Annotated in this window: 18 protein-coding genes; 9 read left to right on the top strand and 9 right to left on the bottom strand. The window is 66.7% G+C overall.

The window, feature by feature from the left end; all coding sequences use genetic code 11:
- Window positions 1-8: 8 nt before the first annotated feature.
- Window positions 9-992 (bottom strand): magnesium transporter CorA family protein, encoded by a 984-nt coding sequence (locus tag K8M09_RS03425; protein ID WP_380734509.1) that lies wholly within the window; start codon window positions 990-992, stop codon window positions 9-11.
- Between the two features lie 333 nt (window positions 993-1,325).
- Here K8M09_RS03425 and K8M09_RS03420 point away from each other — a divergent pair, with 333 nt between their 5' ends.
- The 3 genes from K8M09_RS03420 (at window position 1,326) to K8M09_RS03410 (ending at window position 5,004) form a co-directional block, all read left to right on the top strand.
- Window positions 1,326-3,062 (top strand): response regulator, encoded by a 1,737-nt coding sequence (locus K8M09_RS03420; protein ID WP_160785416.1) that lies wholly within the window; start codon window positions 1,326-1,328, stop codon window positions 3,060-3,062.
- A 135-nt stretch (window positions 3,063-3,197) separates the two neighbouring features.
- Window positions 3,198-4,553, top strand: a complete 1,356-nt coding sequence (locus K8M09_RS03415) for a putative bifunctional diguanylate cyclase/phosphodiesterase (protein WP_160785415.1) — start codon at window positions 3,198-3,200, stop codon at window positions 4,551-4,553.
- Window positions 4,554-4,668: 115 nt separating this feature from the next.
- Window positions 4,669-5,004, top strand: a complete 336-nt coding sequence (locus tag K8M09_RS03410) for a PilZ domain-containing protein (RefSeq protein WP_229342132.1) — start codon at window positions 4,669-4,671, stop codon at window positions 5,002-5,004.
- A 70-nt stretch (window positions 5,005-5,074) separates the two neighbouring features.
- On the opposite strand, the gene K8M09_RS03405 is transcribed toward K8M09_RS03410, so the two are convergent.
- The 5 genes from K8M09_RS03405 to K8M09_RS03385 all read right to left on the bottom strand — a co-directional run bounded on the left by K8M09_RS03405 (window position 5,075) and on the right by K8M09_RS03385 (window position 9,164).
- Complete coding sequence (locus K8M09_RS03405; protein WP_160785414.1) at window positions 5,075-5,740, bottom strand: PRC-barrel domain-containing protein; 666 nt, start codon at window positions 5,738-5,740, stop codon at window positions 5,075-5,077.
- A 200-nt stretch (window positions 5,741-5,940) separates the two neighbouring features.
- Window positions 5,941-6,825: an SMP-30/gluconolactonase/LRE family protein gene (locus tag K8M09_RS03400; protein ID WP_160785413.1), complete on the bottom strand. Its 885-nt coding sequence runs from the start codon at window positions 6,823-6,825 to the stop codon at window positions 5,941-5,943.
- Window positions 6,822-7,460 (bottom strand): 2-dehydro-3-deoxy-6-phosphogalactonate aldolase, encoded by a 639-nt coding sequence (locus tag K8M09_RS03395; RefSeq protein WP_160785412.1) that lies wholly within the window; start codon window positions 7,458-7,460, stop codon window positions 6,822-6,824. The genes K8M09_RS03400 and K8M09_RS03395 overlap by 4 nt, the downstream gene beginning before the upstream one ends.
- A 13-nt stretch (window positions 7,461-7,473) precedes the next feature.
- Window positions 7,474-8,403, bottom strand: a complete 930-nt coding sequence (locus K8M09_RS03390; protein WP_160785411.1) for a 2-dehydro-3-deoxygalactonokinase — start codon at window positions 8,401-8,403, stop codon at window positions 7,474-7,476.
- Entirely contained in the window at window positions 8,403-9,164 is a 762-nt protein-coding gene (locus K8M09_RS03385; RefSeq protein ID WP_160785410.1) for an SDR family NAD(P)-dependent oxidoreductase, read from the bottom strand. Before K8M09_RS03385 ends, K8M09_RS03390 begins: the two co-directional genes overlap by 1 nt.
- Window positions 9,165-9,282: 118 nt before the next feature.
- Between K8M09_RS03385 and K8M09_RS03380 the strand changes: the two genes are divergently transcribed.
- The 6 genes from K8M09_RS03380 to K8M09_RS03355 all read left to right on the top strand — a co-directional run bounded on the left by K8M09_RS03380 (window position 9,283) and on the right by K8M09_RS03355 (window position 15,523).
- Window positions 9,283-10,071: an IclR family transcriptional regulator gene (locus tag K8M09_RS03380; RefSeq protein WP_206366655.1), complete on the top strand. Its 789-nt coding sequence runs from the start codon at window positions 9,283-9,285 to the stop codon at window positions 10,069-10,071.
- A gap of 264 nt (window positions 10,072-10,335) precedes the next feature.
- Window positions 10,336-11,067 carry a helix-turn-helix transcriptional regulator gene (locus K8M09_RS03375; RefSeq protein ID WP_160785409.1) on the top strand — a complete coding sequence of 244 codons (732 nt, stop codon included), beginning with the start codon at window positions 10,336-10,338 and terminating at the stop codon, window positions 11,065-11,067.
- 91 nt (window positions 11,068-11,158) lie between these two features.
- Window positions 11,159-11,914, top strand: coding sequence for a helix-turn-helix transcriptional regulator (locus K8M09_RS03370; RefSeq protein WP_160785408.1), 756 nt, complete (start codon window positions 11,159-11,161; stop codon window positions 11,912-11,914).
- Window positions 11,915-12,022: 108 nt separating this feature from the next.
- The gene (gene apbC, locus K8M09_RS03365; protein ID WP_160785407.1) at window positions 12,023-13,234 is read left to right on the top strand and encodes an iron-sulfur cluster carrier protein ApbC; all 1,212 of its coding nucleotides are present in this window, start codon (window positions 12,023-12,025) and stop codon (window positions 13,232-13,234) included.
- Between the two features lie 188 nt (window positions 13,235-13,422).
- A complete protein-coding gene (gene mutL, locus K8M09_RS03360; RefSeq protein ID WP_160785406.1) occupies window positions 13,423-15,216 on the top strand; it encodes a DNA mismatch repair endonuclease MutL in 1,794 nt (597 codons plus the stop codon).
- A gap of 70 nt (window positions 15,217-15,286) precedes the next feature.
- On the top strand, window positions 15,287-15,523 hold the full coding sequence (locus K8M09_RS03355) for a DUF2093 domain-containing protein (RefSeq protein WP_160785405.1): 237 nt from the start codon (window positions 15,287-15,289) through the stop codon (window positions 15,521-15,523).
- A 115-nt stretch (window positions 15,524-15,638) separates the two neighbouring features.
- On the opposite strand, the gene lpxK is transcribed toward K8M09_RS03355, so the two are convergent.
- The 3 genes from lpxK to waaA all read right to left on the bottom strand — a co-directional run bounded on the left by lpxK (window position 15,639) and on the right by waaA (window position 18,861).
- Window positions 15,639-16,679, bottom strand: coding sequence for a tetraacyldisaccharide 4'-kinase (gene lpxK, locus K8M09_RS03350; protein WP_160785404.1), 1,041 nt, complete (start codon window positions 16,677-16,679; stop codon window positions 15,639-15,641).
- A 106-nt stretch (window positions 16,680-16,785) separates the two neighbouring features.
- On the bottom strand, window positions 16,786-17,520 hold the full coding sequence (locus tag K8M09_RS03345) for an HAD family hydrolase (RefSeq protein ID WP_160785403.1): 735 nt from the start codon (window positions 17,518-17,520) through the stop codon (window positions 16,786-16,788).
- A gap of 24 nt (window positions 17,521-17,544) precedes the next feature.
- Window positions 17,545-18,861 (bottom strand): lipid IV(A) 3-deoxy-D-manno-octulosonic acid transferase, encoded by a 1,317-nt coding sequence (gene waaA / locus K8M09_RS03340; protein WP_160785402.1) that lies wholly within the window; start codon window positions 18,859-18,861, stop codon window positions 17,545-17,547.
- Window positions 18,862-18,944 lie beyond the last annotated feature (83 nt).

The following is an 18,944-nucleotide window of genomic DNA, read 5'->3' as shown; positions in this document are numbered from 1 at the left end:
ATCTGGCTTCAGAGCCAGCCTTTCCAGCGGAAGAAGAAGAACGGGAGAATGGCCGACAGCACCATGGCCGCGAGCGTCAGCGGATAGGCGTAGTCGACATGCAGTTCCGGCATGAATTCGAAGTTCATGCCGTAGATCGAGGCGATCAGCGTCGGCGGAAGCAGCACGACGGAAGCGATCGAGAAGATCTTGATGATGGCGTTCTGCTCGAGGTTGATGAGGCCGAGCGAGGCGTCGAGCAGGAAGGTGATGTTGCCGGCGACGAAACCGGCATGTTCGGACAGCGACTGCACGTCGCGCGTCACCGTGCGGCAGAGTTCCAGGCTCTCGCGGTCGGATTGCAGCGCCGGCAGGGCATGCAGGAAGGTCAGCACGCGCGACAGCGACATCAGGCTGTCGCGCGTCTTGGCGACGAGGCGGTGCAGCGCCGAGACCTGCACCACGCGATCCTCCAGATAGCGCGGCGGGCGGCGCGACAGGTGCCTGTTGTCGCCGAACACTTCCAGGGACAGCCTGTCGGCGCGCGCGACGGCGATCTCCAGGATTTCCGCCGTGCGGTCGGCGACCGTTTCCAGAAGCCGGGTGATCATGACGGTCGGCGAGGAGCAGCCGCCCGGAATGCGGTGCATGCTGTTCCTGAAAAGGGCGAAGGAGCGCGGCTCGGCATAGCGCACGGTGAGCAGCTTGCCAGCGGTCAGGATGAAGGCGACATCCGTCAGGTGCGGCAGGTCGCTTTCGGCCTGCACCATCAGCGAGGCGGTCATGTAGGCGGCGTTGCCGTCGGTATAGAGGCGGCTCGACGGCTCGATGTCCTTGAGTTCGTCACGCGTCGGCACCTCGATGCCGAGCACCCGCTCGATCAGCGCCTCCTCGTCGCGGCGCGGCTCGACGAGATCGATCCAGACAGCGCCGGCAATGGCCTCGGCGGCGGCCGAATCGGCTTCGGCCGGCAGGGTGCGCGCCTCGCCATTGGAACGGAAAACCGTGATCACCGGCGAGTGGCTCCGGAACGGACCATCGCTCACACTCCTGATTGGACACCGCCTTTACCGGCCGGCCGCGCATATTGCGCGGCGCAACATAAAAATCAAGATCGCGCTGCAAGCCGCCCCGTGCCGGCCCGCGCGCCCGCCGTTTCGACATGTTTAATCAGGCTTTAATAAAATGCTGCGAACGTGCCGTAGCGCTTGTATGAGCACAAGCCTGCCGGTCCCTCCGGTGGACGATTTCAGCGTCGCTGGCCGCTGTCATTCCCGTGTCCCAAGGCGCGATCCGTGCCGATCAGCATGTTTTCGGAATGCCAGAGACAGGCGAGGACTGCCATAATGAATGATGTAGCGTCGTCAGACGCGCACATCCGGCTGGGAATGTTCGAGGCGGCGTGCGACATCCTCGCCGCGGCCGTGATCGTCTATGACAAGGACGACCGCCTCGTTTTCGCCAGCCGCCAGGTCCCGCGCTACTTCCCCCTTCCCCCCGAGATGCTGCAACCCGGAACGCGGCTGCGCGACGTGCTGGGCGCGATCTTCGACAGCGGCGTGCGCTACGGCCTCGCGCCCGAGCAGCGCGGCAAGGCCCCCAACCGCGAGGAATGGATCTCCACTCGCATTTCCGCCCATTGGCGCGAACTGCACGACGCCGTCGAGCGCCTGGGGCGCGACCGCTGGGTCCATTTCCGCAAGCGCCGCCTGCCGAACGGCTACAACATCACCACCCTCGTCGACGTCTCCGAGCAGAAGAAGCAGGAAGAACAGTGGCGCCTCGATCTCGAGCGCATCGCCCTGACCGAGGAAATCCTCGAGACCCTGCCGTCGCCGATGGTCATCAAGGACCGCAACCTCACCTATATCGCCGTCAACAAGGCCTTCTGCGCGATCTACGACACGGCGGCCGACGCTATCCTCGGCCGCTCGGTCTGGGCGCTGGCGGATGCCGAAAGCTCCGGGCGCATCGAGGCGAGCGACCGCGGGGTGCTGGAAACGGGCGAACCCTTCACGCTCGCCGAGCATATCGTGCGCGCGGACGGCTCCGATCTCTACGTCATCACCCACAAGTACCGGATCGGCGCGCCGGGGCACCACGCCATCGTGACCATCATGGAGGACATGACGGCCTACGCGGCGGGCGAACAGGTCATGGCCGACGCGGGTGACACGCTGCTGCGCGTGCCGGGCGGCTTCGTGGCGGCGCAGAACTGCTTCGATCCCGTGCGCGACGCCGAGCGCCGCCTTTTGCTGGACCAGATTCCCCCGGAGGACCTACGGGCCGCCCAGGGCGGGCGCGTCCTCGTCGTCTCGCCCAACCCGCGGATCGCCGACATCCTCGTCGGCGAGTTCAAGGTGCGCAGCGCCGACTGCTGCGCGGTGCGCGACATGCCCGAGCACGACGCCTTTCTCACCCTTGCGCAAGCGCGCGGTCTTGCGGTCGATCTCGTCGTCATCGACGACAACCTGCCCGGCCATGGCGGCGGGGAAAGCCGCTTCGGCGTCGCGACCCGCCTGGTCAAGCCCGACGGCATCGGGCCGGACTTCATGCCCGCGCTCGTCGAGGCGCACGAATTGCTGTCGAACGACGAATCGCCGCTCGGCGACATCGTCACCTCCCCCGCCCTTTCCGACGACTGGTACATCGCGACCGACATCACCAGCATGCCGCCGACGGCGCTGGGCGACGTGGAGGTGCTGGTCGCCGAGGACAACCAGATCAACCAGTTCGTCTTCTCGCAGATCCTCGAAAGCATGGGCATCTCGCACCGCATCGCCGAGAACGGCGAGGAAGCGGTCACGCTCTGGCGCAAGCACCAGCCGCGCCTCGTTCTGATGGACATCTCCATGCCCGTCATGAACGGCATCGACGCGACGCTGGAAATCCGCGCGGCGGAGAAGCTGACGGGAACCCACACGCCCATCGTCGCCGTCACCGCCCAGGCGCTTAATGCCGACATGCAGAACTGCCTGGATGCCGGCATGGACGACTACATCACCAAGCCGGTCAGCCCCGACATGATCGAAGTCATCTACCGCCGCTATGCCGCCGCACGGCTGGAGAAAATCGTCGCCTGACCGGAAACGGACGGTCAACCCCCTAAAAATGGGGAGGCGGGGGGCAGGTCTGGGGATCGCCCGCTATGCATTTGTTAACGGTCATGTCGCATCTTGGGCTGTCGTCTAAAGCAGGGCAAGTACGGGAAATCATTGATGAAGTCTGCTGACCACGCGGCGCTGGACGTTTCCCAGACTGACCTTCATGCCATGGCCTATACCGACCCGCTCACCGGGCTCGGCAACCTCTACCGGCTGCGCGATAAGGTACGCCAGATCGCCAAGGAGCGCGAGGAAGACCCGGCGCCCTTCGCCATCGGCATCGCCAATCTCGACGGCTTCAAACCCATCAACGACCTGTTCGGCCCGCGCGCGGGCGACGAGATTCTCTGCCAGGTGGCCCACCGCCTGAAGGCCTGCATTCCCGACGGCGCGACCGTGACGCGCCATGGCGGCGACGAATTCGCCTTCGTGCTGCCGCTGGTCTTCGAGCGCAAGGGCGCGGAGAAGATCGGCCAGATGCTGCGCGAGGTGCTGTCCGCCCCCTTCGACCTCGGCGACCGCAACGTGCGGCTCTCCGCCTCCTTCGGCTTCGCCATCTATCCCTTCGCCGGCGAGGACTTCACCGAGCTCCTGAAAAGCGCCGACACCGCGCTCTACCGCTCGAAACGCCGCGGCCGTGGCCAGATCACCGTCTACTCGCAGGAAATCGCGCTGGAGATGAAGCGGGCGACGCAGCTAGAACAGGCGCTGCGCAACGCCATCATCGCCAATGAGGTGGACGTGCATTTCCAGCCGATCGTCAGCCTGCGCGACGATACGGTGGTCGGCTTCGAGGCGCTGGCGCGCTGGTGCGACGCCGACCTCGGTTACGTCTCGCCCGCCGTCTTCGTGCCGCTGGCCGAGGAGCGCGGCTTCATCGACGCGCTGTCCGACACGCTGCTGCGCAAGGCGGCGGAGGCGGCGCTGTCCTGGCCGAAGGAACTCTTCCTCTCCTTCAACCTCTCCTCCGCCCAGTTGATGGACCCGAAGACGGCGTTCAACACGCTGGCGATCCTCAACCGCGTCGGCCTCGATCCGCGCCGGCTGGAGCTGGAAATCACCGAAACGGCCGTGATGACCGATGCGGACACGGCGCAGAAGATCGTCGGGGAACTGCGGGCGGCGGGCGTGCGCATCTCGCTCGACGATTTCGGCACCGGCCAGTCGAGCCTCGGGCGCCTGCGCGACTTCACCTTCGACAAGGTGAAGATCGACCGCGCCTTCGTCTCGCGCATCTCCAACGACAAGGCCTCCGAGCATATCATCAAGGCCATCGTCGCCATGTGCGAGGGCCTCGACCTTGCCGTGGTGGCCGAAGGCATCGAGGATTTCTCCGAGGCGCTGAAGCTGAAGGCGCTCGGCTGCGGCATGGGGCAAGGCTATTTCTACGGCAAGCCGGCCGACGCCGTCGCGACCCTGCGCTTCCTTGCCGACCGCTATATCAGCGTCGAAGGCCGCGCCGCGTCCTGACGGCCTGTGCCTTAATATGCCAATTCACTAAATTTGCACCGATCCGTTTAGCCATCCGGCAAAGAGTGCCTGCTATTGTCCGTTCCATGGCATTGTTTCAGGGATGGAGCCGGAAATGCAGACCATCAAGGATATGCCCGTTCGAGCAACCGACCGTTCCAGGGTCCGTATTTTCGCAACGGTGAAGGTGATGCACCAGTCGACGCGCGCGCGCGTCGTCGATCTCTCCCCAACCGGGATGGCTTTCGACATCGAGAAGCCGATCCAGATCTCCCCCGGCCAGATCGTGACGGTGGAGAGCGAGGAACTGGGCCGTCTCAGCGGCACCGTGCGCTGGTATTCCAACGGCCGCCTCGGCATCCAGTACAAGCTGTCCACCAATGCGCTGGCGCAGATCTCCTCCTATTTCCGCTTCTTCCACGAAGAGGTTCGGCCGGTCCTGCGCCGCTAGAGCCTTTGCAGCGAAAAAAGCCCGGCAGCGCAGGGATCGCCACCGGGCTGGAGGTCAGAAGACCGCCGGGTTATTCGGCCGGCGGGGTCGTGGCCGGGGCCGTGCCCGTGTCGGTCGTCGACGAGGTCGTCGAAGTGTCGACCGGGGTATTGGCCTGGCGCTCGGCGACCTGCTGCGCCCGGGTCTTGAATTCCGGCGCGGCCTGCAGGCTTTCCGCCGTCTCGGTGGTCGTCAGCTTGACGTCGTCCGACTCCGGAACCTGCGTGATGGCGATCTTCTCGAACGGCACCGCAACCCACTTCTCGCCGATGCCCAGGAAGCCGCCGACGCCGATGACGGCTGCGTCGATACCGCCGCTCTTTGCCATGATCAGGTCGGAAATCTTGCCGATGCTCTCGTCGGCGCTGTTGTAGACCGACTGGCCGATATAGGTGTTGGCGCTGATCTGCTCGTCCGACTGGGCCGTCAGATACGTGCCGTCACCGGCCGGGGCCTGCGCGGTATCCTCGCTCGGCGTCGCCGGCGTCTGGGCCGTGTCCTCGGTGGGCGTGGCCGCCGGGGCCTGCGCCGTATCGTCCGGGGTCGTGCCCTTGGCGGCATCGCCCGTCATGCCGGGCTGCTCCATGGTCTGGCCGGCGGCCGGCTGGCTGGCATCCTGCGCATGAACCGCCGGCGCCATGGCGGCGCCGAGGAAAAGTGCACCAGCGGCAACGGAAGTAAGAAATGTCCTAGTCATTTTGAACCTGCCTTTCGTCTCGTTGGCATCAAGGCGCGGCGGCGGTGAAAGCGCTCGTCCGCGCCGGTTGATGAACAAGGAACGGCGACATCCGGCTTTGGTTCCGATGAAAATTGCCCTGTTTTTGATCGCAGCCATGCAAAAGGCGCGGCCCTTCCCAGGAAAACCGGGATGCCGCGCCTTTCAACCATGCAGGAATGTCAGAGCGCGAAAGTCGGCTCGAAGCGCCCCTTGACCGTGACGCCCAGCTCGAAAGTCTGGCCGGCATGGGGATCGGCAAGGCGCGCCGCCGCGTCCATGCCCGCCCAGGCGGAGGTCACCAGCAGCCGGTCGGCCTTTTCGCCGATGAAGGCCGGGCAGCTCGACTGCGAGGCCGGCACGCGATAGCGCGCCACCTTCGTGCCGTCCGGCTTGTAGACCTCGACGGCGCCCGCGCCCCAGCGGGCGTTCCAGATCAGCCCGTCCGCATCGCAGACCGATCCGTCGACATCGCCCGGCGTTCCGCTTTCATCGCTGAGGATGGCGGGTTCCCCGACAGGCAGGCCCGTCTTCGGATCGAGCGCCACCTTCATCAGTCGGTTGACGTCCGAATCGATGAAATAGCCGGTCGCGCCATCGGGCGAGAAGCAGATGCTGTTCGGGATCGTGATGTCGGAGAAGAGCTTCGTCACCCGCTCGCCCGCGACATGGTAGATCGCGCCGGAATGCTTTTCCGCGTTGCGCCCCATCGTGCTCGCCCAGAGCGCCCCGGACGGATGCACGCGCCCGTCGTTGGAGCGGTTGACCGCCTTGTCCTCCAGCGTGACGAAGGGCGCAAGCGCGCCATCGGCGACGGTGCGGACGAACAGGCCCCGGTCGGAGACGATGAGCTGGCGGCCGGCATCGATGACGGCCAGCACGCTGCCGAGGAACGGCAGGTCATGCACCGCCTTCGCCATGGTGGTAAGGTGGAGTTCGTGCAGCTTCTGGCCCTTGATATCGAACCAGAAGGCCTTGCCGCTCGCCGGATCGTAGGTCGGGCCTTCCCCGAGCTGGCAATCGACGTCGCAGAGCGTGCGGCCGGCGAAGGAATGGGTCTCGGTCATCGGCCCGCTCCGTAGACGGCGTCATAGGCTTCGAGCGTTGCCTTGGCGCGGGCGCGGACCTCGGCGGCGTCCATGCCCGGCTTGTAGAGGCTGGAGCCGAGGCCGAAGCTGCGGATGCCGATGGCGGCATAGTCGCCGAAATTCCTGTCCGACACACCGCCGACGGCGGCGATCTCCAGTTCCGCCGGCAGCACCGCGCGGATCGCCTGGATGCCGGCCGGGCCGAGCACGCTGGCCGGGAAGAATTTCAGGCCCGTCGCGCCGGCGCGCGCGGCGGCGAGCGCCTCGGTCGGGGTGAAGACGCCGGGCATCGTCACCATGCCCTTCGCGGCGGCGGTGGAGATGACCTCCGGCTCGACATTCGGGCTGACCATCAGCCGGCCGCCGACCTCGTCGAGCCGGTTCACGTCCGCGACCGTCAGCACCGTGCCGGCGCCGATCAGGCAGCCCTCGGGCGCCATCTTCGCGGCGATGCCGATGGACTGGAACGGCTCGGGCGAATTCAGCGGAATCTCGATGGCGGTGAAGCCGGTTTCAATCAGCGCACCGACGACCGCTTCGGTCTCCGCGGGCTTCAGGCCACGCAGGATGGCGATCAGGGGATATTTCATCGGGGGGAAGGGAATGCGGCTCATTGTTCTCGCTTTCTCAGAGGGACCAGAGCGCCCTGGCGCCCGCGGCAAGGCCGTTTCGCACGGCGGTATCGGCATCGATGACGAAAGGCGACAGGCCGGCAGCGGCGAGCGCCTGCCTGTAAGGCGCGCCGAGCCCGCCCGAGACGACGAGCGCCACCGGCGTGCCCTCGGCCACCATCGACAGCGCGCCGGCGATCTCCAGCCCGATCAGCGTGCCCGACAGCCGCGCCTTGGCATCGTCGGGCGAAAGGCCGGCGATCAGCGAGCCGGCGCGCACGGAGAAGAGCTGGCTCGTCGCCAGCGCCGGATTGTCCACCATGCGCTTCACGGCGGCGCGGAAGGCGGCATTGTCGCCCTGGACCGCGCCGGCCTCGGCGATGGCGTGGCTGAGGATGGTGTTCTTCGCGATGGCGTCGAACAGTTCGCCGGTCATGAAGGTGGAGAACCCCTCGACCCGGCCGCCGGACAGCCGCACCCATTTGCTGTGCGTGCCGGGCATGCAGACGAGATGGTCGCCGCTGCCGAGTTCGCCGGCCGCGCCGAGCAGTTGCGTCTCCTCGCCGCGCATCACGTCCGGGGCGGCGGCATCGCGCTGGGCAAGGCCCGGCAGGATGCGGATATCCGCGTCGACCCCGGGAATGCGCACGGCGGCGGCCGGAATGGCGGCGAGCGCGGCGGGCGTATCGAGATAGCCGGCTTCCACCCAGCCCTGTTTCGCGCCGGCCATGCCGCAGATCAGGACCGGCAGGCCGGCGGGCGCGGAAATCGCGGCGAGATGGCTTGCCAGCACCCCGGCAAAGCCGGTGCGCGCGGCGACCGTCATGCCCTCGGCGCTGCGGCGCTCGGCAAGCACGCCGCCATCCTGGCCGATCAGCCAGAGGCGGAAGCTGGACGTGCCCCAGTCCACCGCGACATAGGCGGGGTGGGGATCGGATCGTGTCATCAGAGCATGCCTCCATCGACGATGAGCGTTTGCGCGGTGATGGCGGCGGACGCATCCGACGCCAGGAAAAGGCAGGGGCCGACCATGTCTTCGGCAAGCAGAGAGCGCTTCAGGCATTGCCGGGCGATGCCTTCGGCGGCGGCATCCCCATCGACCCACAGGCGCTTCTGCCGTTCCGTCAGCACCATGCCGGGCAGGATGGCGTTGACGCGGATATTGTCCGGGCCGAGGCGGCCGGCGAGCGACTTGGTGAGGCCGACAATGCCGGCCTTGGCGGTGGCATAGGCCGGCAGCTCGCCCATGTTGAGCAGGTAGGCGATGGAGGAGAAGCCGACGATCGCCCCGCCGCCGCCCGCGCGCATATGCGGCGCGACGGCCTGCGCGGCGAAGAAGTGATGGCGCAGGTTCACCGCATGATTCTCGTCCCAATAGTCCGGCTCGACGCTTTCGAAATCGTGCCGGTCGTCGCGCGCCGCATTGTTGACCAGCACGCCGATGCCGCCGAGCGCCGCAGCCGCGTGTGTGACGGCCGCGCGCAGGGCGTCGATGTCGCGAAGGTCCGTCTTCATATAGACCGGGAGGTGCTCGACCTTGCCGTCGAGCGAGGCGACAAGCTCACGGCTCTCCGCCTCCGCGATATCGAGGAAGGCGACGCGCGCGCCCTCGGCCGAAAATCCCGCGACAAGCGCAGCGCCGATCCCCGAGCCGCCGCCGGTGATGAGCACGCCTTTTCCCGCAAGGTCCGGATAGCGGCCCGCCATCGCCTGTCTCCCGACAAGTGTTTCAATGCTTGATGTTCCAATATTTGGAACACAGTTTGATTATTCGGAATTATTTCGCTAGGATACGTCCCTGTCAAGAGAGCGGCGGAGCGATGCCATGCGCAGGGAAACGGAAGAGGACGGCGGCACCGGCACGCTCGGCAAGGCCATGGCCGTGCTGGAAACGGTGGCGCTTTGCGACCGGCCGATGCGCTTTACCGACGTGCTCGCCGTCAGCGGCCAGCCGCGCGGCACGCTGCACCGTCAGCTCTCCCATCTCGTGCAGGAAGACCTGCTGGAGCTGCGCCCCGACCATACCTATGTGCCGGGCCTGCGTCTCCTGAAGCTCGCCTCGGCAAGCTGGGCACGCAACGAGTTCCGCACCGTCGCCGCACCCTTTCTCGACGCGCTGCACCGGGAGACCGGCGAGACCGTGCATCTCGGCGTGCTGCGTGGGCGCGAGATCATCTATCTCGACAAGGTGGAGAGCCGGCAGGCCGTGCGCATGAATTCGCAGATCGGCAACGCCTCGCCGGTCTATTGCACCGGCGTCGGCAAGGCCGCGCTTTCGGCGCTTGCTCCCGCCGCGCTCGATGCGCTGCTGGACGGGCTGGAATTCCGCCGTTTCACGCCGCAGACGATCACCGACCGCGCCGCGCTTCTTGCAGAACTGGCCGATATCCGCGCCGACGGCGTCGCCTATGACCGCGAGGAGCACGAGCCGGGCATCCGCTGCGTCGCCGCACCGATCGTCGATCCGGGCCACGCGCTTGCCGCCGGCGTATCGGTGACGGGACCGGCCTACCGGGTGGGACCGGAGCAGCTTGCGGCATGGGCGCCGCATGTGCGCCATGCCGCGCAAGCCATTGCCGGCGAACTGGCCGCAAGGCTCGGCCCGCAACGCTAGGGTGATAGGGGAAGCGGGCATTCCGTCCGCGAAGTTGTCTTCCCCGGCGATTTTACGGTAAATTAGAAAATCACACTGGACGTGGGTTGGGGCCGCCATTAGCTTTCTGCGTGACCGGCCTGCGGGCTGCGTCGCGCTCCGCGGACTTGAGGCGCGGTTTTCGAAAAGACTTGCATTGGGATACGGGGGTTCCTGAGGCGGGCAAGTGCATTGTGCAGGCAGACTCTGCCGCGCGGTCGCCTGCATTGCTGAAGGAAGTTGAATATGGCGGATCGATTCCACACGACATCGGCGCGACTCCCGAAGACCTGGAGTTCGGGCGCCTCCGGCTCGGAGGACGACATTGTCGAGGCCCTTGACGGCATGGTCCGGCGTCACGGTCTGCGCGGCTATCTCCTGATCAACGTCCCGTCCGAGACTTCCACGGACTTCTCCTCCAATGTCCTGCTGACGTCCTGGCCGGACGAAATGCTCAAAACCTACGACCATGCCGGCCTCATCTTCGGCAGCCCGGTCATCGAGCGCCTGCGCCAGAGCACCAATCCCTTCACCTACGACGCGGACGGCACCAATCGCCGCCGCGCCGACGGCAAGGCGGCCATCGCCTCCGATCTCTTCCAGCGGCACGGCCTGTCGCGCGGCGCCTATTTCCCGGCGCACAATTCGGCGGGCCTGCGCGGCGCGCTCGCTTTCGGCGGCACGCGCGAGACGCTGGCCCCGCGCGAGATGGCCGAGCTCAACGCGCTGGCCAACACCGTCTTCACCCAGGTCCTCGAACTGCGCGCGGGCGACCGCCAGACCGTCTCGCTGTCCCGCCGGGAGATCGAGTGCCTGTCCTGGGCGTCGGCCGGCAAGACCAGCATGGAGATGTCCGAAATCCTCGGCCTCTCCGAATATACCGTCAATCACTACCTGAACCGTGCGACGCGCAAGCTCGACGCGGTCAACCGGGTCCAGGCGGTCGCCAAGGCGATCCGCGCCGGACTATTGAACTGATGCATACGCATGAACCCAGCCATTTTCTGGCCAGCCATTTGCTGGAATGTGTGCGGTCTCGCTCCAGTTGCATGAAAACAAGGAATAACCGATGCGGGGCACCATGACCGCCGACGAGACCAGCAGGAGCGAGAACCAGCTTCAGGACGAGGGCGCGGAAATCGCCGCCCTGGAGACGCAGTTCGACATCGTGCGCTACATGCGGCGCAAATGCGAGGAATACGGTCTCAAATATTTCGTCGTCTTCACCCTGCCCGGCTTCGAGGCGGAAAAGCTGTCCGCCTATTCCATCGTCAGCAACTGGCCGCAGGAAGTCCTCGCCAAATACGACGCGCTGCGTATGGTCCGCCACAGCGCCGGCATCCGCAAGCTGCGGCTGACCACGGTGCCCTTCTCCTACGACATGCGGGAATGGATCGGCGAATCCTCCGAGCAGGCCGATTTCAGCGAGTTGCTCACCCTCCTGACCACTCATGGCATGCTGGTCGGCCATTTCTTCCCGGTACACGATGCGCTCGGCAATCGCGGCGCGGTCGTCTGGGGCGGGGACAGCGCGGCGCTCGGCCGCGACGAGCGGCTGATGCTGCAAATGATCTCCGTCCATCTCTTCAACCGGCTGGCCGAAATCGGCTCGGCCTGGAAATCCGGCCAGGTGGTGCTCACCGACCGCGAGATCCAGTGCCTTTCCTGGACGGCGGCGGGCAAGACGAGCCTGGAGATCGCCGAAATCCTCGGCCTGTCCGAGCATACGGTGAACCACTATCTCAACCAGGTCACGCGCAAGCTGGAGGCGGTCAACCGCACCCAGGCCGTGGTGAAGGCCATCCGCCGCGGCCTCATCGCCTGACCGCTCCACCGCTGCTTTCCGTCACAGGTAAATTCGTTTGGCGTCGGCTCTCCCGTACACTATCTACGGGATAGGGCGCGTGCCCGCGACAGGCTATTCGAGGGTTTCATGACGGATGTAAGCAAGGAACAGGTGCTGGAACGGCTGCGCACGGTGCGCGGGCCGGATATGGACGGCAATATCGTCGATCTCGGCCTCGTCTCGGATGTCTTCATCTCCGACGGCAAGGCCTATTTCTCCATCACCGTGCCGGCCGAGCGCGCCCGCGAACTGGACCCGATGCGCGCCGCCGCCGAGCGCGTCGTCAAGGAAATCCCCGGCATCAAGGCCGCCATGGTGGCGCTGACGGCCGACAAGCGCGCCGCCTCTGGCCCCGCCGCCGCCCTCGCCCCAGCCCCGCCGCCGCCCGGTCGCGGCGAGGCGCACAGCCATGCCGGCCACAATCACGCGGGCCATAGTCATGCCGGCCACGCCCATGCAGCCCCCGGCCAGCCGCAGCAGCGCGCGAAATCCGGCATTCCGGGCGTCAATGCCATCATCGCCGTCGCCTCGGGCAAGGGCGGCGTCGGCAAGTCGACGACCTCGGTGAATCTTGCGCTGGCACTGAAGGCGAACGGCCTTCGCGTCGGCATTCTCGACGCCGATATCTACGGCCCCTCCATGCCGCGGCTCCTGAAGATTTCCGGCCGGCCGCAGCAGCTCGAAGGCCGCATGATCAAGCCGATGGAGAACTACGGCATCAAGGTCATGTCCATGGGCTTCCTCGTCGACGAGGAGGTGGCGATGATCTGGCGCGGGCCGATGATCCAGTCGGCGCTGATGCAGATGCTGCGCGAGGTCGCCTGGGGCGATCTCGACGTGCTGGTGGTCGACATGCCGCCGGGCACGGGCGACGCGCAGCTCACCATGGCCCAGCAGGTGCCGCTCGCCGGCGCCGTCATCGTCTCCACCCCGCAGGATCTTGCCCTCATCGACGCGCGCAAGGGCCTCAACATGTTCAGCAAGGTCGAGGTGCCGGTGCTCGGCATCGTCGAGAACATGAGCTATTTCATCGCCCCCGACACCGGCAACCGCTACGACATCTTCGGCCATGGCGGCGCGCGCAAGGAGGCCGAGCGCATCGGCGTGCCCTTCCTCGGCGAAGTGCCGCTGACCATGGATATCCGCGAGACCTCCGATGCCGGCACGCCGGTCGTGGTCTCCAACCCGGACGGCGCGGCGGCGAAGGTCTACCGCGCCATCGCAACGCGCGTCTGGCAGGAGCTTGAGGCGGTGCAGGGCAAGGGTGCGCGCGAAGCGCCGGCCATCGTGTTCGAGTAACCTCCACGCTCACTTTCCGTCATCCTCGGGCTTGTCCCGAGGATCTGCCGGCGCATCGGAAACGGAGACGTGGGTGGATCCTTGGGACAAGCCCGAGGATGACGGAAGAGAGGATTGTGACCGGATTGCCCCTGCATAAGCTGCCGCCCCCACTGGCGGGCGGCGGGCGAATCCGCGAAAATGACGCCATGAGCATCAGGCAGCTTTCCGAAACCCTCATCAACCAGATCGCGGCCGGCGAGGTGATCGAACGGCCGGCCAGCGCCGCCAAGGAGCTGATCGAGAACGCGCTGGACGCCGGTGCGACGCGCATCGAGATCGCCACGGCCGGCGGCGGCAAGACCCTGCTGCGCGTCACCGACAATGGCGGCGGCATGGCCCCCGCCGATCTGGAAATGGCGATCCGCCGGCACTGCACCTCCAAGCTCGATACGGACCTGCTCGATATCCGCACGCTGGGCTTCCGCGGCGAGGCCCTGCCCTCCATCGGCTCGGTGGCAAAACTCTCGCTGCTCAGCCGCACGGCGGAGACAAGCGAAGGGGCGGAAATCAGCGTGACGGGCGGCAAGGTTGCGCCCGTGCGCCCGGCCGCCGCCAATCGCGGCACGGTGGTCGAGGTGCGCGACCTTTTCTTCGCCACCCCTGCCCGGCTCAAGTTCCTCAAGAGCGAGAAGGCGGAAGCCTCGGCGATCTCGGACGTGGTGCGGCGCATGGCAATCGCCTTCCCGCATGTGCGCTTCGTTCTGTCCGGCTCCGACCGCACGACGCTGGAATTCCCCGCGACCGGCGAGGACCGGCTGGCGCGCATCGCGCAGGTACTCGGCCGCGATTTCCGCGACAACGCCATCGAGATCGACGCCGAGCGGGAAGGCGTGCGGCTGACCGGCTTTGCCGGCGTGCCGACCTTCAATCGCGGCAACAGCCTCAACCAGTTCGCCTTCGTCAACGGGCGGCCGGTGCAGGACAAGCTGATCTGGTCCGCGCTGCGCGCCGCCTATGCCGAGACCATTCCGCACGGGCGCTATCCCGTCGCGGTGCTGTCCATCGCCATCGATCCGGCGCTGGTCGACGTCAACGTGCATCCGGCGAAATCGGATGTGCGCTTCCGCGACCCCGGCCTCGTGCGCGGCCTCATCATCGGCGCGATCCGCGAGGCGCTGGCTCGCGAGGGCGACCGGGCGGCCACCACGGGCGCAAGCGGCCTGATGCGCGCCTTCCGGCCGGAGGCACAGCGCCCTTCCGCGCCCTGGACGCCCTCCGCCTCGCCCTACCGCCCCTTCGAGGCCGCCTCCCCCGCACCCTTGCGTGAAACACAGGCAGGCTTTGCCGAATTCGCCGCCCCCTCGGCGCGCAGCGAACCAACCTTCACGCCCTCCGCCCGCGAGGAAGAACCGCCGCAGCGCCACCCGCTCGGCGCGGCGCGCGCGCAGCTTCACGAGAACTATATCGTCGCGCAGACGGAGGACGGGCTGGTCATCGTCGACCAGCATGCCGCCCATGAACGACTGGTCTTCGAGGCCATGCGCAATGCGCTGCATTCGCGCGCCGTGCCGGCGCAGGCCCTGCTCATTCCCGAGATCGTCGACCTGCCGGAAGACGATTGCGACCGGCTGGTCGCCCATGCGGAAGAATTCGCGACGCTCGGCCTCGGCATCGAGCGTTTCGGCCCCGGCGCGGTCGCCGTGCGCGAGACGCCGGCCATGCTGGGCGAGATGGATGCGGCCGGCCTAATCCGCCAGCTTGCCGACGAGCTGGCCGAATGGGACACGGCGAGCGGCCTCAAGGCCAAGCTCGAATATCTCGCTGCCACCATGGCCTGCCACGGCTCGGTGCGCTCGGGCCGGCGCATGCGGCCCGAGGAAATGAATGCACTCTTGCGCCAAATGGAGGCGACGCCCGGCTCCGGCCAGTGCAACCATGGACGGCCGACCTATATCGAGCTGAAGCTTTCCGATATCGAGCGGCTGTTCGGCCGAAGCTGAAAAGGCTGGAAATTTAGGCCTTACCGCGATATTGCAGGGCGAGACGTTTTTGAGGCGGATACTGAGATCGATGATGAACCGTTTGGAAGGCCGCGGCGGCAGCCGTGAAGCGAAGATTCGCTATCTCGACGGCGATTTCCAGATCCTGATGCCCGGCACCCATGTCATCTGCGCGATGACCGGCGAGACCGTGCCGGTGGATGAGCTGCGCTACTGGAGCGTCGCCCGGCAGGAAGCCTATGTGAGCTGCGCCGCCTCGCTGGATGCGGAAAAGCGCGCGGGCGTATTGCCGAACCAGAAGAAGTAGGCAGTAGGCAGTAGGCAGTAGGCAGTAGGCAGTAGGCAGTAGGCAGTAGGCAGTAGATGCTGTCCGAAACAGCCAAGGCGTCAACCCTATTGGCTACTGCCTATTGCCTACCCCCTCATTTCTCCGCCAGCCGGCGCAGCTTGCGCCGCCTTGCATTGTCGATCGCCGCGTCGATGATCGCATCCGGGCCCTTCGGATCGTCGAAGCGGATTTCCACCTCGATCACCCGGCTCTTCTCCCTCAGCTCCTCCGACCGCCCGTGCCCGCCGCCGAGCCGCACGCTGTCCTTCGCCGTGGTCAGGAGCTGGTAGCCGAGCGCTTCGGCATGGTCGAGGATTTCCTCCACCTCGTCGTCGCTGAGATAATGATGATCGGGGAAGCTGCGCGTGACGTAGAGATGCGCGCCGGTCTCGTTGACCGTGCGGAAGAATTTTTCGTTATCGGCAATGCCCGACCAGGCCATGACGACCTGATCCTGCAGGTCCTCCGCCCCGACGGTAACGAGCGTTGCGGGGTGGATCGCCTTGCCGGCGCGCGCCGCCTGGCGGATCAGCCGGTCCGCCGCGTCGCCGTCGCCGATGGCCAGCAGCGCGCTCGCCTGCCGCATCTGCTCGCCGAGCGGGGCGCGCACCGGGCCGCTCGGCACCAGATGGCCGTTGCCGATGCCGCGGCGCGTGTCGATGACGAGCAGGGCGTAATCGAAGGTGAGCTGCGCGCTCTGGAAGCCGTCATCCATGATGATGAGGTCGGCCCCCTCCTCCACCAGCTTCATCGCACCCCGGGCGCGCTTGCGCGAAATGACGGTCAGCGCCTCGCGGGCGAGCAGCAACGGCTCGTCGCCGACGGCGCGGGCGCGGTGATGATGCGGATCGACCACGGTGGTCACGTCGAGCGTGCCGCCGTAACCGCGCGAGAGGAAACCGGGTTTCAGGCCACGCGCCTTGGCGGCGCGGGCTATGGCGATGGCGGTCGGCGTCTTGCCGGCACCGCCCACCGTGAAATTGCCGACGCAGATGACCGGCACCGGCACATCGGCGCGGCGGGCCTTGCGCATGCGCCGCCCGGCCACGAGGCCGTAGAGCCGCGAGACGGGCCAGAGCGCATAGGCCCGCCAGTCCGGCTTCGTCCACCAGAAGGGTGGCGCTTCACTTACCATTCGATCCCCCGCGGGCGTCCCTGCCCGGTCCAGTGGGCCCCAAGAAACGCGAGAACTTGAGGAAAATCAACTGCTGGAAATCGCATCGCCGGCCACGGACAGGCGCTCACGCCGCCGGGCGCGCCACCGCCGCGGCCGGAAGGAGCGGCAGAAGCTCGGTGATGTCGTTGAGGCAATGATCGGAGGCGTCCGACAGGGAGGCGCGCGAGCCGGTTCCCGTCAGCACGGCGACGGTGAGGCCCGCGCCGGCATTGCGGCCCATATGCAGGTCGTGGTTGTTGTCGCCGACGACGGCGACCTGATGCGGCTCGAGACCCGTCGCAGCGCAGAAGCCGAGCACCATGCCCGGCTCCGGCTTGGTGCCGAAGCCGCTGTCGTAGCCGGCGACATAGTGCAGGTAGCCATCGAAGCCGAAGCGCTTTGCCGTCGCGCGGATGGAGGCCTCGTTGTCGCTGGAGGCGACGCCGAGCCAGTAGCCGCGCTCGTGCATGGTGGCGAAGAAATGGGCAAGGTCCGTAACGGCGACGGCGAGCTGGGCGGAATTGGCAAAGAGGCCGTCGAAGCGCTCGGCCAGCGCCTCGACCGTGAAGGGCGCGCCGGCGGCGACAAGACCTTCGGCGATCTCCACGGTATTGCCGGCAGCAAGCAGGCTGTCCGGGGTAACGTAGCCGGTATCCGGGTCCATGCCGCCCGCCACCAGCAGCTTGCGGGCAAGGGCCTCGTCTCCTGCGGCGGCGATGCGGGCAAGCTCGTAGTTCACCGGCACCCAGCTCTTGGCGTAATCGAGCAGCGTACCGTCCTTGTCGAAGAGGATGCCGGAGATCGTCGCTGCCTTGGTCATGCCCTGTCCTTTCAGGAGGTCTCTTCAGGAAGTCTGGCGCGGGTGGAGCCGCGCCTTCACGGTGAGCGGATTGATGTAAGGCTCCAGCCCCTTGATCGTGGCGCGCAGGGCGCCGCGCATTTCCTGCACGGTCTCCTGCCCCGCATCGATCATCTGCCGGCGCATCTCATCGTTCGCGAGCAGATAATGCACGCCCTTGGCCAGCATTTCCACATCGCGCACCATCTTGGCGCTGCCGTTGCGGGCAAGCTGCTGGTAGGCCTCGCGGAAATTCTGCACATTGCCGCCGGACAGCACCGCGCAGCCGAGCATGGCCGGCTCCAGCGGGTTCTGCCCGCCCTCGGCGAAGAGCGAGCGGCCGACGAAGGCGATCTCCGTCATGCGCAGGTAAAGCCCCATTTCGCCGATCGTGTCGCCGAGGAAGATATCCGTATCGGGCGTCAGCGGCTCGCCGGAGGTGCGGCGCACCACGTTCAGGCCACGCGCCGTCAGCATGTCGGCGACGGCGTCGCCGCGCTCGGGATGGCGCGGCACGATGATGGTGAGAAGGCCCGGCGTGCGCTCCTTGAGGGCGCGGTGAACGTTGCCGGCGGCCGCCTCCTCGCCCTCGAAGGTGGAGATGGCCGCCCAGGTGCGGCGGCTCGGAATCTGGTCGAGATAGGTTTTCAGCACGGCCGGATCGACCGGCGGCGCATCGGTATCGACCTTCAGGTTGCCCGAGACCATGACGGGCAGCGCGCCCAGCGCGCTGAAGCGTTCGGCATCCGTCTCCGACTGGGCGATAACGAGCGCGAAGTTCTCGAAGAGCGCATCGGCGATGGCGTGGCGACGCTTCCAGCGCGGGAAGGAACGGTCCGAGATGCGGCCGTTGACCAGCACCTGCGGGATATGGCGCTTGCCGAGTTCCAGGATGGTCATCGGCCAGATTTCCGACTCCGCCATGATGGCAAGGTCGGGATGCCAGTATTCGAGGAAACGGCTGATGGCCGGCTTCAGGTCGAGCGGAACGTATTGGTGGATGACGTCCGCGCCGAGGCGGTCCTGCACCACTTTGGCGGAGGTGATGGTGCCGGTCGTCAGGAGCACGGCGATGCCGCGGCGGCGCACTTCCTTGATCAGCGGCACGATGGCGTTGGTTTCGCCGACGCTGGCCGCGTGGAACCAGACGAGGGGGCCGGCGGGCCGCGCAACGCTGGCGATGCCGTAGCGCTCGCGGCGGCGGGAGCGTTCTTCCTTGCCCTTCGCCACGCGCAACGCGAGATAGGGGCCAACGGCCGGGTAAAGCGCGAAGCCGCCCCAGCGATAGAGCGAAAGCGCGGCGCGGGCGAGCCGTCTGCTCATGGGCGGACCGCCTGCATTCGTCTTCCCGCACTGTTCCGGCTGTTCGGCATCATGGAAGTCCATCTTTCTGCCCGGCGCGGCCT

It is taken from the genome of Shinella zoogloeoides (genome assembly GCF_020883495.1).
GTDB lineage: Bacteria > Pseudomonadota > Alphaproteobacteria > Rhizobiales > Rhizobiaceae > Shinella > Shinella zoogloeoides.
Note: the sequence above shows the minus strand (reverse complement) of the source record. Positions and strands in the feature narration are given on the sequence as shown.